Annotated in this window: 9 protein-coding genes; 4 read left to right on the plus strand and 5 right to left on the minus strand. The window is 73.4% G+C overall.

What is annotated here, in order from left to right; genetic code table 11:
- Positions 1-30 precede the first annotated feature (30 nt).
- A complete protein-coding gene (locus BJ971_RS34430) occupies positions 31-1,176 on the minus strand; it encodes a glycosyltransferase family 4 protein (protein ID WP_184997471.1) in 1,146 nt (381 codons plus the stop codon).
- Positions 1,177-1,348: 172 nt separating this feature from the next.
- Here BJ971_RS34430 and BJ971_RS34435 point away from each other — a divergent pair, with 172 nt between their 5' ends.
- Positions 1,349-2,077 (plus strand): TIGR03089 family protein, encoded by a 729-nt coding sequence (locus tag BJ971_RS34435; RefSeq protein WP_184997472.1) that lies wholly within the window; start codon positions 1,349-1,351, stop codon positions 2,075-2,077.
- On the opposite strand, the gene BJ971_RS34440 is transcribed toward BJ971_RS34435, so the two are convergent.
- Both BJ971_RS34440 and BJ971_RS34445 read right to left on the minus strand, forming a co-directional pair.
- Complete coding sequence (locus BJ971_RS34440) at positions 2,048-3,991, minus strand: acetoacetate--CoA ligase (RefSeq protein ID WP_184997473.1); 1,944 nt, start codon at positions 3,989-3,991, stop codon at positions 2,048-2,050. The genes BJ971_RS34435 and BJ971_RS34440 overlap by 30 nt on opposite strands.
- Positions 3,992-4,007: 16 nt before the next feature.
- The gene (locus BJ971_RS34445; RefSeq protein ID WP_184997474.1) at positions 4,008-4,523 is read right to left on the minus strand and encodes an acyl-CoA thioesterase; all 516 of its coding nucleotides are present in this window, start codon (positions 4,521-4,523) and stop codon (positions 4,008-4,010) included.
- Positions 4,524-4,603: 80 nt separating this feature from the next.
- Here BJ971_RS34445 and BJ971_RS34450 point away from each other — a divergent pair, with 80 nt between their 5' ends.
- A complete protein-coding gene (locus BJ971_RS34450) occupies positions 4,604-5,986 on the plus strand; it encodes a hypothetical protein (protein WP_184997475.1) in 1,383 nt (460 codons plus the stop codon).
- Between the two features lie 38 nt (positions 5,987-6,024).
- Here BJ971_RS34450 and BJ971_RS34455 read toward each other — a convergent pair whose 3' ends face one another.
- A complete protein-coding gene (locus BJ971_RS34455; RefSeq protein WP_184997476.1) occupies positions 6,025-6,585 on the minus strand; it encodes a Uma2 family endonuclease in 561 nt (186 codons plus the stop codon).
- 99 nt (positions 6,586-6,684) lie between these two features.
- Positions 6,685-7,839 carry an acyl-CoA dehydrogenase family protein gene (locus BJ971_RS34460; RefSeq protein ID WP_184997477.1) on the minus strand — a complete coding sequence of 385 codons (1,155 nt, stop codon included), beginning with the start codon at positions 7,837-7,839 and terminating at the stop codon, positions 6,685-6,687.
- A 173-nt stretch (positions 7,840-8,012) separates the two neighbouring features.
- Between BJ971_RS34460 and BJ971_RS34465 the strand changes: the two genes are divergently transcribed.
- Complete coding sequence (locus BJ971_RS34465) at positions 8,013-9,452, plus strand: UDP-glucose dehydrogenase family protein (RefSeq protein ID WP_184997478.1); 1,440 nt, start codon at positions 8,013-8,015, stop codon at positions 9,450-9,452.
- A 128-nt stretch (positions 9,453-9,580) separates the two neighbouring features.
- Positions 9,581-14,662: an SCO7613 C-terminal domain-containing membrane protein gene (locus BJ971_RS34470; RefSeq protein WP_184997479.1), complete on the plus strand. Its 5,082-nt coding sequence runs from the start codon at positions 9,581-9,583 to the stop codon at positions 14,660-14,662.

The following is a 14,662-nucleotide window of genomic DNA, read 5'->3' on the forward strand; positions in this document are numbered from 1 at the left end:
GATCAATCATGGACTCGGGAGTCGAACCCCTCACGGTGCCACCCTGTTCCAGGTCGCGACGTGCATCTCGGCACTTGTCGTCCAGCTGAATTCCTTGGCGCGGTCGAAGCCCGCCTTCGCCAGCGTGAGCCGGCGCGGCTCGTCGTGCAGCAGGTCGGCGAGGTCCTCGGCGATGCGGTCCGGGTCCTCGGTGGTGTATGCCACCGCGTCGCCGCCCACCTCCGGCAGCGACAGCCGCGGCGTGGTCAGCACCGGCGTGGCGCACGCCATCGCCTCGAGGATCGGCAGGCCGAAACCCTCGCCGAAGGACGGATAGCAGGCCACCAGCGCGCCGCCGAGGAAGCCGGGCAGGTCCGCGTAGCGCAGGTAGCCGGGGCGCAGCAGGCGCAGGTGCGACGGCACCTCGGCCACCGCCCGGTCGATGTCGTCGTCGTGGCCCTGGCCACCGGCGATGACGAGCGCCGGCGGGTGCGGCCAGTCGCCCACCGCGCGGGCCCAGCCGCGGATCAGGTTCGGGACGTTCTTGCGGGGCTCCTTCGCGCCGAGGAACGCGACATAGCCCGCGTCGGTGAGGCCGAGCCGGGCACGGACCCGGGCCTTCTCCTCCTCGGTCGGCGCGTGGAACGCCGTCTGGTCGACGCCGTGGTAGGCCACGTCGATGTGCGTGGGGTCCGCGTCGAGCAGCCGGATCAGCTCGTCGCGGGTCGCCTTGCTCGGCACGATGACCCGGGCGGCGCGGCGCAGCGACGTCTTGATCGCGCTGCGGAAGAACGTGCGCCGCGTGTTGTCGTAATGCTCCGGCTCGGTGAAGAAGGTCGCGTCGTGCACCGTCACCGTGACCGGGCATCCCGCCCGCAGCGGACACGTGTAGAACGGCGAGTGCAGCACCTTGGCGCCGACCTGCTGGGCCAGCAGCGGCAGGCCGGTCTGCTCCCAGGCCAGGCGCGCGGGCCGGTGCGCGACCGCCGACGGACCGGCGATGACCTCGGCGGAGGTGAGCATCCTGGAGTAACGCTCCGCATCCGAACGCTGCGCCACCACGGCGAGGTCCAGGCGGTCGGGCCCGATGGCGCCGAGCGCGCCCAGGAGTCCGTCGACGTATCTGCCGACACCACCCCGGTCGGCGGGGACGCTCGTGGCGTCGACGAGGACTCGTGGCGGACGACCGGCGGTCACGTAGCAACTCCTCGGGGGCAGTGGGCCAGACCACTGGCAAGGGTACGCCGCTCGATGGGTCCCGTGTCGACCGCGACACCTCAAGACATCGCGCCGTTGTCCGCGCTCCGCGCGGCCGTGCCGACCCGAGATCATCTCGTCACGGACAGTAAACAGACTATCGTCGTCAGCGATGATTGAGACGATTCCGGCCGCCCTCGCGGCGGCCGTGCGGCGCGACCTGACCACCCCCGTGCTGACCTGGTACGACGACGCCAGCGGGGACCGAACCGAACTGTCCGGCGCGACGATCGACAACTGGGTCGCCAAGACCGCCAACCTGCTCGTCGACGGGGTCGGCCTCGGCTCCGGCGACGCGGTGGCGGTCCTGCTGCCGGCGCACTGGCAGACCGCGGCGGTGCTGCTCGGCGCCTGGGCGGCCGGCCTCGCCGCGGACCTCGGCCCGGACCCGCAGCCGGTGGAGGTGCTCTTCACCAGCCCGGAACGGGCCGGGACGGCGGCGGACTGGGCCACCGGCGACCGCTACGCGACGGGCCTGCTGCCGCTCGCCGCCCCGCTGCGCGAGGTGCCGCCGGGCTTCCTCGACTACACGGTCGAGGTGCGCGGCTTCGGCGACCGGTTCGTCTCCTCGGCACCCGTCGACCCCAACGACCGGGCGCTGGCCGGCCCGATCGAGGAGAGCCACCTCTCGGTGTGCCGGGCCGCCGCCGAGCGCGCCACCGAGCTGGGCATCAAGTCCGGCGATCGGGTGCTTGTCGACGCCGGCGCCTACCCGGACCCGGCGGACTGGCTGCTGGCGCCACTGATCGCCGGCGCGAGCATCGTGCTGTGCGCCAACCTCGATCCGGCCAAGGTGGAGAGTCGCGCCGAGTCAGAGCGGGTCACGCACCGCCTCACGTGACGCGGCGAGCTCCTCGAACGCGGTAAGCGACTCGGGATTGGCCAGGGCACCCCGCGCCGCGGCCCGGTCCGCAGGGGTGCCGGTGAGGATCCGCTTCACCGGCACCTCCAGCTTCTTGGCCGACAGCGTGCGCGGCACCGCGCGTACCTGATGGATCTCGTCGGGGACGTGCCGCGGCGAGAGCGCGGCACGCAGCTCTGCGCGGATCCGGCCGCGCAGCTCGTCGTCGAGCTCGACGCCCTCGGCCAGGACCACGAAGAGCAGCAGCTCGTCCTGGCCGTCGGCGTCGAGGTGCACGACGACGGAGTCGGCGATGTCGGCGACACCCTCGACCACCGAGTAGAACTCGGCGGTGCCCAGCCGCACCCCGCCCCGGTTCAGGGTGGCGTCGGAACGACCGGTGATGACGCAGCTGCCGTCCTCGCCGATGGTGATCCAGTCGCCGTGCCGCCACACGCCCGGGTACACGTCGAAGTAGGCCTCGAAGTAGCGCCGGCCGTCCGGGTCGTTCCAGAAGCCGACCGGCATGCTCGGCATCGGCGCGGTGATGACCAGCTCGCCGAGCTCGCCGATGACGGGCTTGCCCTCCGGGTCGTACGCCTCCACCCGCGAGCCCAGCGCCCGGCACGAGATGACGCCCTCGATCACCGGCAGCAGCGGGGTGCCGCCGACGAAGCCGGTGCAGACGTCGGTGCCGCCGGACAGCGACTGAAGCTGCGGCGCGTCACCGAGAACCTCGTAGACCCAGCGGAAACCCTCCGGCGGCAGCGGCGCGCCGGTCGAGCCGACGGCGCGGATCGCTCCCGCCGGCGGGACCACGCCGGCCTTGCGGCAGGCCATCAGGAACGGCGCCGACGTGCCGAAGTAGGTGACCCCCGCGTCCGCGGCGAGCCGCCACGTCGCGTCGAGGCCCGGGTGGCCGGGGTGGCCGTCGAAGAGCACGATCGCCGCGCCGACCGCCGGGCCGGAGGCCAGGAAGTTCCACATCATCCAGCCGGTGGTGGTGAACCAGAAGAACCGGTCGCCCGGGCCGAGGTCGTGGTGCAGCGCGAGCATCTTCAGGTGTTCGAGCAGGATGCCCCCGTGCCCGTGCACGATCGGCTTCGGCAGGCCCGTCGTGCCGGAGGAGTAGAGCACGTAGAGGGGGTGCGCGAACGGGACCGGCGCGAACGTCATCGGCTCGTCGCCGTCGAGGCCGTCCCAGTCACCGCCGCCGTTGAGGTAGCCGATCGTGATCAGGTGCTCGACGCTGGGCAGAGCCGCCCGGATCGCGGCGACCTCCTCGCGGCGGTCGACCGCCTTGTCCCCGTAGCGGTAGCCGTCGACCGCGACCAGGACCTTGGGCTCGATCTGGGTCCAGCGGTCGATGACGCTGCGCGAGCCGAACTCCGGCGCACACGACGAGAACACCGCGCCGAGGGCGGCCGTCGCCAGCATGAGCACGTACGTCTCGGGGATGTTGGGCGCGTAGGCCGCGACCCGGTCGCCGGGCCCGACGCCGAGCCGGCGCAGGCCGGCGGCGACCCGCCGGACCCGGTCACGAAGCTGCCGGGCGGTGAGCGTGACCGGCTCGCGGGTCTGCGAGTACGCGATGACGACCGGATCGTCGTCGCCGAGCCCCGGCATCCGCAGCACGTGCTCGGCGTAGTTGAGCGTGGCGCCGGGGAACCACCGCGCGCCCGGCATCGCGGCGTCGGGCAGCGTCGCCGTCGGCTCGGTGTGCGCGATGACCTCGAAGTAGTCCCAGATCGCCCGCCAGAAGCCCTCGAGGTCGGTCACGGACCACTGCCACAGCTCGGCGTAGTCCGCCGCGTCCACGCCGCGCTCGGTCCGCAGCCAGGTCATGAACCGCCCCATCCGGGACGTCTCGAGAACGTCCGCCGGCGGGGTCCACAGCACCGTGCCCGTCGTCATGCCGCCACCCTAACGGTTATTCAACCGGGGTTGACCGGGCCTCTTGGATCGCCTTCCGCCGGGCCAGCCGGTGCTCCCGCCGGATGATCGCCTCGCGGAAGCGGCGCTGATCGTCGGGCGATTCGGGCAACACGGGCGGGATCGTCCGCGGATGCCCGGATACATCCACCCCGACGAAGACCAGGTACGCGGTGGCCACCTTCAGCGGCTCGCCGCCGGCGGTGTCCCAGCGCTCGGCGGTCAGCTTGACGCCGACCTCCATCGAGGTGCTCCCGGTCCAGTTCACCTGCGCGTACGCGTGCACGAGGTCGCCGACCCGCACCGGCTCCATGAACAGGATCTCGTCGATCGCGGCGGTGACCGCGGTGCCGCCGCTGTGCCGCGCCGCGGCCGCACCGGCGACGTCGTCGACGAACTTCATCAGGACTCCGCCGTGCACCGTGCCGTACAGATTTACGTCGGTGGCGATCATTATTCGGCTGAGGGTGACCCGCGAGTGCGAGGTCAGCCGTCCCACGGGATGGTCACTCATGACCGCTACGGTACGGCGGCCCTTTCTGCGCATTGCCGCAGGCGGGTACGGTGCCGGGCGTGCGCCATCTACGGTCGATCATGTATGCCCTTGTACTCGCCCCCGCGGTCTGGATCTTGTGCGGTGTCGGCTTCGACCAGGACCTGACGGGCCGGGCGCGCGACAACGGCGGCATCGAGTCGCTCTCCGGCGTGCTGCTGCTCCTGCTCGCCGGCGCGGCGTACGCGATCCTGCTCTTCGCCCCGATCTCCCCGGCCGGCCCGGCGCTGGCGGGCCTGGTCTTCGCGGTCGTCGGCGCCTGGGCCCGGATAGCACCGGACTCCTACGCGGGGATCTGGCCGGCGAACGTGGCCAAGGAGGGCTTCGACGTCAGCACGCCCGGGTACGGGCTGGCGGTCCTGCTGGCCGTGCCGCTGCTGTGCACGGCGCTGAGCGCACGGCGGTGGCGCGCCTACGAGCCGCCGCAGATCCTGCTGATCGGGACGATCGGCGGCGCACGCGGCGCGGCCCGGGTGGCCAGCACGCCGATGGCCGCGGAACCGACGTCGGTGATCCCCCAGCAGCGCCAGGTACCGCGCATGCCGCAGATGCCGCCACCGCAGATGCCGCCGCACGTGCCGCCGTTGTGGACTCCGGCGGCGGACGCCACGCAGGTCGTCGTGCCCGCGGAGCCGACGGTGACGATCCCGGCGGGCGGGCAGCGGACGACCGCGCTGCCGCCGGCCGTCGCGGTGGACGATGACGACGAGAAGACCACCGTCATGCGGCTCGGCGCCCCGACGCAGCAGGACGAGGCGACCACGCTGCTCCGGACCGGCGACGGACCGACCGAGGTCATCGCGGAGGCCGAGGAGCCGACCGAGGTCGTCACCGGCACGGACGAGCCGACCGAGGTTGTCACCGAGGCCGGCGAGGCCACGCACGACGTGCTCGGCTCGGACGACGTGACGCACGACGTCGCGGGCGCGGCCGCCGGGCCGGACGGCGACGCGACCACCCGGCTGGTGCCGCCGGACCTGGCCGCCGCCGATTCCGGTGAGCGGACGCAGGTGCTGCGGGTGCCGGCCGTTCCGGACGGCGACTCGACGCAGGTGCTGCGGGTGCCCGCGGCGAGCGCCGACAGCACCGATTCCGGCGAGAAGACGCAGGTGATCCGGGCCGGCACCGTCGATCCGCCCGAGGACCGCACCCAGCTGCTGACGATCCCGGCACCGGGCGAGGCCACCGTCGTGAGCCCGGCCGGTGAGAAGACCGAGGAGAACACCAAGCCGATGTCGATCGCCGGCACCGAGCGACCCGATCCCGGCGCGGACCCGACGACCCAGCTGGGCATACCGGCGGCGGACACGACCGGCCCCACCCAGGACCGCCGCGCGATGACCGTGACCAACCTCGAACGCCCCGCCGACGAGGCCGCCGACGACACCCGCCCCACCCCCCTACCCACCCCGGACAAGCCCTGAGTCGAGGTGCTGCGCACGGATCGCCCGGCGGCGGCTCGTCAGCCGCCGAGGCGGTGATCGGCGGGCTTCGTCTGCAGCAACCAGGCGAGCGGCATCTTCGCCGCGACCTCATAGGCGCCATCCGCACCGAGAACATGCAAGGTCACCGTCTGCGCGGCATCCCGCTCGACCATCCAGTACCGCGGAATCCCGGCCGCGGCGTACTCCCGCACCTTGACGACCTCGTCCATCACGGCCGAACCGGGCGAGACGATCTCGACTGCCAGCAGCAGGTCGGTCAGCGGAAGCCACACGCTGCGGGCCTGCGGGGCGGACCAGAGCGTCAGGTCAGAAATCCGGCCACCGTCACCGTTCGGGCCCGGGAGCTTGACACCCACCGCCTGAAGGATCTGGTCGGCCGGCCAACCAGCCAGCACAAGCCAGGCGAACAGTCGGCTGGCGATCGCGGCATGATCGGAATCTGCCGGCGGCATGACCGACAACGCTCCCTCGGGACTCAACTCGTACCGATGGCCGTACCGGTCGGCGGTGTTCATCGCCGCAAGGTCATCGAGCGTGACGGTGGCAGGAAGGTACCTGCCGAATGCCTCAGCGCTCATGCGGTCATCCTACGGATGTTGCTCGGACCGCCGCGTGAACGGAACGGTGCCGACTACTGGGTAGTCGGCACCGTTTCGACCTGCTAAAACGTCTTCGGATCAGTCCTTAAGGAGCTGCCGCGCCATCACGATGCGCTGGACCTGGTTGGTGCCCTCGTAGATCTGCGTGATCTTGGCGTCGCGCATCATCCGCTCGACCGGGTAGTCGCGGGTGTAGCCGTAGCCGCCGAGGAGCTGGACCGCGTCCGTGGTGATCTCCATCGCGGCGTCCGAGGCGAAGCACTTCGCGGCCGCGCCGAAGTAGGTCAGGTCCGTGTCGCCGCGCTCGCTCTTGCCCGCCGCAACGTAGGTCAGCTGCCGGGCGGCCTCGAGCTTCATGCCCATGTCGGCGAGCATGAACTGCACACCCTGGAAGTCCGCGACCGGCTTGCCGAACTGCGTGCGCTCCTTGACGTAGCCCTTGGCGAAGTCGAGCGCGCCCTGCGCGATGCCCAGCGCCTGCGCCGCGATCGTGACGCGGGTGTGGTCCAGGGTCTTCATCGCGGTGGCGAAGCCGGTGCCCTCGGCGCCGATCATCCGGTCCAGCGGGATGCGGACGTTGTCGAAGTAGACCTCGCAGGTCGGGCTGCCCTTGATGCCCAGCTTCTTCTCCGGCGCGCCGAAGCTGACGCCCTCGTCGGACTTCTCCACCACGAACGCCGAGATGCCGCGCGAGCGGGCGCCGGGGTCGGTGACCGCGAAGACCGTGTAGTACTCCGAGACGCCGGCGTTGGTGATCCAGCGCTTGACGCCGTTGAGCACCCAGTAGTCGCCGTCGCGGACCGCGCGGGTGGTCATCGAGGCCGCGTCGCTGCCGGCCTCCGGCTCCGACAGGCAGTACGAGAACATGCCCTCGCCCGCCGCGACCGGGGTCAGGTACTTGCGCTTGAGCTCCTCGGAGCCGGCCAGGATCAGCGGCATCGTGCCGAGCTTGTTGACCGCCGGGATCAGCGACGAGCTGGCGCAGGCGCGGGCGACCTCCTCGATCACGATGGCGGTGGCCAGGGCGTCCGCGCCGGCGCCGCCGTACTCGACGGGGATGTGCGGCGCGTGGAAGTCGGAGGAGCGCAGGGCGTCGTAGGACGCCTTCGGGAACTCGGCGTTCTCGTCCGCCTCCGCCGCGTTCGGCGCCACGCGCGCGTCGCAGACCTCGCGTACGGCCGCACGGATGGTCTCGTGGTCCTCCGGCAGCTGGTAAACGTCGAAATCAGACATGGCTGTGGCCCTCCCTCTACGGCTCCCGTCCCATGTTACCGACGCGTAGGGTACGCGCACTATCCTTCGCCGCGGACGGTGGACGGATCGAGCGTGCACCGCCATGAGAAGGTGAATGCCACGTTTCGGCGCAGGCCCCCCTCCGGCGCCCCGTGTGAGTGGAGTTTCTCCTCGTGACCATCCCGTACCCGACCCATCAGAGCGTGCCGGCCTTCCCCGAGGTCGAGCCGCCGTCCGGTGCCGCCCGGCCCCGCCTGGCCTTCCTCGGCACGGGCTACCTCGGCGCGACGTACGCCATCTGCTTCGCCGAGCTCGGGTACGAGGTGCTCGGGTTCGACGTCGACGAGGCCAAGATCGCCAAGCTGGCCGCCGGGCAGATGCCGTTCCACGAGGCCGGGCTCGACGACCTGCTGCGGTCCAACCTCGCCTCGGGCCGGTTGCGCTTCACCACCTCGTACCAGGAGGTCGCCGACTTCGCCGACGTGCATTTCATCTGCGTCGGCACACCCCAGCGCGGGGACGGGATGGGCGCCGACCTCTCGTACGTTGAGACGTCTGTCACAAAACTCGCCCGGCACCTCACCCGCCGGGCCCTGATCGTCGGCAAGTCGACCGTCCCCGTCGGCACCGCCGAGTGGATCGAGCAGCTCGTCGCCAAGCACACGGACCCCGAGCTGGGCATCGAGGTGGCCTGGTCGCCGGAGTTCCTCCAGGAGGGCTTCGCCGTCGAGGACGTGCTGCGGCCCAACCGGATCGTGGTCGGCGTGAAGTCCGACTGGGCCAACGGCATGCTGTACGCCGCGCACAAGGGCGTCTTCGACCTGGCCGCCACCGAGGACCGCGAGGTGCCGCTGGTGGTCACCGACTTCGCCACGGCGGAGCTGGTCAAGGTCGCCGCGAACGCGTTCCTCGCCACCAAGATCAGCTTCATCAACGCCATGGCCGAGGTGTGCGAGGTGGCCGGCGGCGACGTCACCCAGCTGGCCCGGGCGATCGGCTACGACCCGCGCATCGGCAACCGCTTCCTCCAGGCCGGCGTCGGCTTCGGCGGCGGCTGCCTGCCCAAGGACATCCGCGCGTTCCAGGCCCGCGCTCAGGAGCTCGGCGCCGGCGAGGCGCTCCGGTTCCTGCACGAGGTCGACCTGATCAACCTGCGGCGCCGCAGCAAGGTCCTCCAGCTCGCCGCCGAGCTGCTCGGCCGCCGCTCCGGGCCGGCCGGCCCGGACCTGTCCGGCACCCGGATCGCGGTGCTCGGCGCCGCCTTCAAGCCCAACTCCGACGACGTACGCGACGCGCCGTCGCTGGCCGTCGCGGCCGGGCTCGCCAAGGCCGGCGCGGATGTCCGGGTCTACGACCCGCAGGGCATGGAGAACGCCCGCGTCGCCCAGCCGGGCCTGCACTACGAGAGCTCGATGTCCGACGCGGTCACCGGCGCCGAGCTGGTCTGCGTGCTCACCGAGTGGGCCGAGTTCCGCAACGCCGACCCGCAGGTGCTCGGCGAGCTGGTCGCCGAGCGGCGCGTCATCGACGGCCGGAACTGCCTCGACTCCGTGCTCTGGGCGCGGGCGGGCTGGCAGTACCGGGGCATGGGACGGCCGGCACCGGCACTCTGACGGCGTATTGACACGGCCTTCGGCCGCGAACCTGTCGGGTTCGCGGCCGTTTCCATTGATCTCGACCTGCCTGAGACTGTTCTAATGAGGTGTCGGTTGCTTCGGTGGTGACGGGTCGAGGAGGTGCCGTGGCGCAGGACGGCTACGACGAGGAGCTCGCTCGCATCGACGCGTCGATCGCGGACCTGAAGATCCGGGACATGGCCGCGGCCAAGGAACGGACCCAGATCGCGGGCAAGATCCAGGCGGCGCAGTTCCAGCGCGACATCCTGGCGCACGCCAACCAGCAGAAGAAGCGGGCCGCCAAGACCGCCCGCAAGGTGCGCCGGCGGCCCGGCGAGACGACCGGTGCGCCGTCCTGGGCCGAGCCGGGCACCGCGCACACCGGCCCGCCCGGTGAGGCCACCGACGGCGTGACCACCCTGGTCGACGATCCGCCGCCGACCGAGCGCCCGGCCCTGCCACCGCCGCCGCCCCGCCGCCGGCCCCGGGTCGCGCCGTTGCCGCCCGAGCCGGACCTGCATCTGGCGCACGGGCCGGAGACCTCCTCGAAGTCGGTGCAGAACATCCTGCTCGGCCTCAGCGCCCTCGTGCTCGGCGTCGCCGCCATCGTCTTCGCCGGAGCCACCAGCAACACGTTCGGCCGCGTGTTCATCCTCGCCATCGCGACCGCGGTCGCGCTCGGGGTCGCGCCCGCGATCTCGCGCCGGGGGCTGACCTCGACCGCGGAGACGCTGGCGGCGGTCGGCCTCGTGCTGCTGCCGTTGACCCTGTTCGCGCTGCACGGCAGCAGCCTGTTCGGCGGCGCCGCGATACCGGCGACGGTGTTCCTCGGCGTGACGCTGCTGATCACCGCCGTGGTGTCGTTCCTCTACGCGGGCGTCACCCGGCTCGCCGCGCCCCGCTACGCCACCGTCGTCGCCGTGCAGCCCGTCGCGCCGCTGCTGGCGTACCCGGCGATCGAGAGCGCGGCCGGCTGGGCGCTGGCGCTGACCGTGGTCGCGCTCATCGACCTGCTGCTGCTCACCACGGTGATCCGGCACGGCCGGCTGGTGCCGCGCTGGCCGTTCGGCCGGCCCGTCGCGGCCGACCGCGAGACCCTCGCCGCGGCCGACGCGCGGCGCGCCGGCGCGGCCGACTACGCCGACCGGGACGTCGACCCGGCCGACCCGGCCGACTACGAGGACGCGCCGGCCCGGCCCGAGTCGCTGCCGGAAGAGCCCGACCTGATCATCGACGGGCTGACCGGCCGCCGCCGCTGGCGGTGGCTGCCGACCCGGATCTTCCCCGGCCCCCGCCCGGCCGGCGCCTCGGCCGCCGGCTCGGTGCCGCTGGCCCCGCCCGCCACGCCGCCGTCGGCTGGCCTGCTGCGCGGGCTGACGTTCGGCCTGCTCTGTGCCGCCGCCGCGGGCGCGCTGGTCTACGCGGGCGCCGCCCTGCTGACCGCGGACACCCTGCCGGACGCGGTGCGCTCCGGCCTGATCCTGGTGCTGGCGGCGCTTACCGTCTCGGCCGCCGCCCGCCTGGTGCAGCGGATCCTGGCCCGCAACATCGCCGGCGGCGTGCTGGCGCTCGCCGTGATCGCCGCCGTCGCCCGGATCGCCACCGTCGCGTCGCCGTCCTGGACCCTGGCCGCGGCCGCCGCCGCAGTCGCGGTCACCGGCGCCGTGGTCCGCACGGTGCCCGAGGAGGCCCGCCGCGGCCCGCAGTACGCCTCGGCCGGCGCGCTCACGCTCATCGGCCTCTTCGTCGCCGTCGACGCCCTGCGCGCCGCGATCGCCCCGGTGGAGGCCGCCCGGCCGGTCTGGAACGCCGACACCGCGGCCTACGCCGGGCGCATCGCGGAGGCCGCGGGCCAGTCCGGCTGGCTGCTCGCCCTGAGCGCCCTGCTGCTGACTGTCGCCGCCGCGCTCGCCCTGCCCGCCGAGTACCGGCACGAGGGCGCCGTCACCGGCGTCGCGCTGACCGCCCTCGCCGTGCCGGCGTCGCTGGGCATGCCCTGGTCGGAGGCGCCCTGGCCGCTGGTGCTCGCCGCAATCGGCCTCGGCGGCACGGGCCTGCTCGCGCCGACCCGCCGGATCGCCATCGCGCACATCGCGGCCGCCGGGGTGGTCGGCCTCTTCGGCGCGGGCGCCGCGCTGAGCGCGTCGTGGCTCACCGCCGCGGTGCTGACCGCGATCGCCGGCGCGGGCGTGATGGTCGCGGTCGCGGCCCGCCAGATTCCGGTACGCCTGTACGCCTGGCTGGTCGGCGACTGGGCCTCCGGCGCGGCCGCGCTGGCGATACCGGGTGCCGTGGTGACGGCAGTGCTGGCGACCAAGGACCCCGGTGGCGGCCCGCCGCCCACCGAGGCGGTGACCGTGCCCGCGCTGGCGCTGGGCTTCCTGGCCGTGGCGGGCACGCTCACCTACGCCGCGGTGTTCCAGGTGGCCCGCCGCGAGGTCAGCCTGCCGATGACCGCCGGCGCCGCCGGCGGCGCGGCCGCGATGGCGATCGCCGCGCTGTTCGCACCCGGCGCCACCGCACCCGACATCTGGGTCGGCGCGCTGCTGCTCGCCGCCGCGGGCCTGCTGTTCTTCGCCAAGTCGATCGACTCGGGCCGGCGCGCCGACCGGATGGTCGACGGCCCCGACATCGCCGCGGCCGCGGCCACCGTCGCCGTCTGCGGTGCGCTCGCCCGGGTCGCCGCACTGGCCTTCCCCGACTCGCCGCTCGCGGTCGCCGCGATCGTGGTGCTGATCGTGGCCTTCGGCGTCCGCGCGCTGCCCGAGGATTGGAGCCGCGGGCCGGTGCGCGGCCTGGGCGCCGCGGGCCTGATCGTCCTGGTGATCGCCGGCTGGCAGGCGATCGGCGGCGGCCTGCGCATCATCGCGGCGCCGGGCCCGATCTGGGCCTCCGACGTCACCGCGTACTCCACCACCCCGCCGGCCGGCGCCTGGCAGGCACCGGTCGCGCTGGTGATCATCGCGCTGGCGGCCGCCGTCGCGCTGCCGCGCCCGACCCGTTACGACGTCGAGGCGGTCTGCGTCGCCCTGGCCGCGATCGGGGCGCCGGCCGCGTTCGGCCTGCCCTGGTGGTCGCCGCTGCTGATCGGCGGCGCGGTCACCCTCGGATACGGGATCGCCGCGGTCGCCGCGACCGACCCGCGCGCCGCGCTCACCCGGGCCGGGGTCGCCGCCGTCGTCTCGCTGCACGCCGTCGGGGCGGGCCTGGTCCGGCCCTGGTCGACGGCGATCGCGCTCGGCCTGATCACGTTCGCCGGCGTCCTGGTGGCCTGGATGTCGCGGGCCGATCTGACGCCTGGGACGCAGAGCGAGTGGGCGGAGACCGCGAACCGGGACGAGGTGGTCAACCTCGCCCTCGACGACACCGGCATGCCCCGGCACCGGGCCCAGATCGGCGGCGCCGCGACCGCGGGCGCGCTGCTCGCGGCCCCCGGCGTGCTCGCGGCCGTCGCTGCCGACCAGGGCAACTCGGTGCAGGTGGTGCTCACCGCGGCGCTCGCCGGGTCCAGCCTCACGCTGGCCCTGCTGGCGCTGGTCGCCCGCTGGGTGCCGCAGTACCTGCCCTGGGCCACGATCGGGCTCGTCGGCGGCGCCACGATCACGGCGCTGGCCTCGGTGCCGAGCGACTACCCCACCGCCCTGTACGCGGCGACCGCGGCCCTGCTCGGCGTCCTCGCGGAGTTGCTGCGCGGCTCCATCCCGGCGCCCGGGCTCACCGTCGCGCCGAACCGCTACCGCAGCGAGAGCGGCTACGTGCGCCCACACTGGACCGAGCTGCGACCCAGCGGGCTTCGCGGCCGCTGGCTCGTCGACCCGGCGAACGGCGCGGTGCTCGTCGCCGCCCTGCCGACCGTCCTGGCGCTGCTCTCCATCGCGCCCGCGCTGCGTGCGGCCCTCTTCGACCCGCTGGCGCAGCTCGGCGCGATCTGGGAGGGGCCGGTCGCCGCGCTGGCCAACCCCGATTCCGGCAGCGTCGACGGCACCAGCGTGCTCGCCGCGGTGCTGCTGACCATCGCCGCGGCGCTCGCCGCACTCGGCTTCGGCGCCAAGCCCGCCGAGGCCGTACCGGTGATCCTGCCCGGCCTCGCGGTCACCCTGCTGATCGCGCCGATCGCCATGAACGCGCAGTGGCCGGCCTCGACATCCACGGCGCTTGTGGTCTTCACCATCTCGATGCTCGGGCTGGCGCTGACCCCACCGCCGGTCGCCACCCGGGCCACCCTGCTGCGCACGACCCGCAACATCGTCTTCGTGATCGGCCTGCTCGCGGGCGGCGCCGGGCTGGCCGGCAGCCTCGCCACCCAGCAGCTCACCCTCTTCACGCTGGGCTCGGCGGTCGGCGTCGGCCTGGTCGGCGCGCTGGTCGGCCGCAGCCAGCACGCCCGCATCCTCGGCTGGCTCTTCGCCGCGGTGATGGGCCAGTTCTTCGTGCTTACGGTCGCGCTGGTGGCCGGGCTGGCCCCGGAGTGGGCCGCGTTCGGGGTGCTGGCCGTCGGCGCGGTGCTGCTGGTGCTCGAGGCCGCCCTGCCGCGGCTCGGCCTGCCCGAGTACCGCCGCGAGGCCACCACCGTCGAATGGAGCGGCTACGCGTCGGCCCTGCTCGCCGGCGCACTTGCCTACAACTCCCCGGCTCACCTCGCGGCGCTGCTGGCCGCCTGGGGCGCGGTGCTCGGGCTGGCCGCGATCCGCCCGGGCCGCACCCCGAACCAGCGGCGCAACCTGTTCTGGCTCTCCGTCGGCTTCGAGATCATCGGCATCTGGCTGTTCATCGCGATCGCCGAGGTGGCGCTGCCGGAGGCATACACGCTGCCCTTCGCGGCCCTCGCCCTGCTCGTCGGCATCCTGGAGTCCCGCCAGCGGCCGGACCTGAGCAGCTGGGCGGCGTACGGGCCGGCCCTGCTGGCGGCGTTCGTGCCGACGATCGGAATCGTGATCGCCACAGACGCCGGCGACCTGCGCGAGCTGCTGCTGCTGCTCGGCGCGGTGGCCACCCTGATCGTGGGCTCCCGCCAGCGCCAGCAGGCACCGGTGGTGGTCGGCGCGGTGGCCACGGCGATCGCGACGATCCACTTCGCGGCGACCCTGGTCGGTCCGTGGCTGGTCCTGGTGCCGGTCGGCGTGATCCTGCTCTTCGTGGGCGCCACAAACGAAAACCGCCGCCGCACCCAGGAGCGGCTCCGCGGCGCCCTGGTCAGGATGCGCTAG

Origin of the sequence: Amorphoplanes digitatis, assembly GCF_014205335.1 — a bacterium.
Lineage (GTDB): Bacteria > Actinomycetota > Actinomycetes > Mycobacteriales > Micromonosporaceae > Actinoplanes > Actinoplanes digitatus.

Excerpts from the sequence above, each read along its gene's own strand:
- BJ971_RS34440 (WP_184997473.1), bottom strand. The coding sequence starts at position 3,991 with ATGACGACGGGCACGGTGCTGTGGACCCCGCCGGCGGACGTTCTCGAG.
- BJ971_RS34445 (WP_184997474.1), bottom strand. The coding sequence starts at position 4,523 with ATGAGTGACCATCCCGTGGGACGGCTGACCTCGCACTCGCGGGTCACC.
- BJ971_RS34455 (WP_184997476.1), bottom strand. The coding sequence starts at position 6,585 with ATGAGCGCTGAGGCATTCGGCAGGTACCTTCCTGCCACCGTCACGCTC.
- BJ971_RS34450 (WP_184997475.1), top strand. The coding sequence starts at position 4,604 with ATGTATGCCCTTGTACTCGCCCCCGCGGTCTGGATCTTGTGCGGTGTC.
- BJ971_RS34435 (WP_184997472.1), top strand. The coding sequence starts at position 1,349 with ATGATTGAGACGATTCCGGCCGCCCTCGCGGCGGCCGTGCGGCGCGAC.
- BJ971_RS34460 (WP_184997477.1), bottom strand. The coding sequence starts at position 7,839 with ATGTCTGATTTCGACGTTTACCAGCTGCCGGAGGACCACGAGACCATC.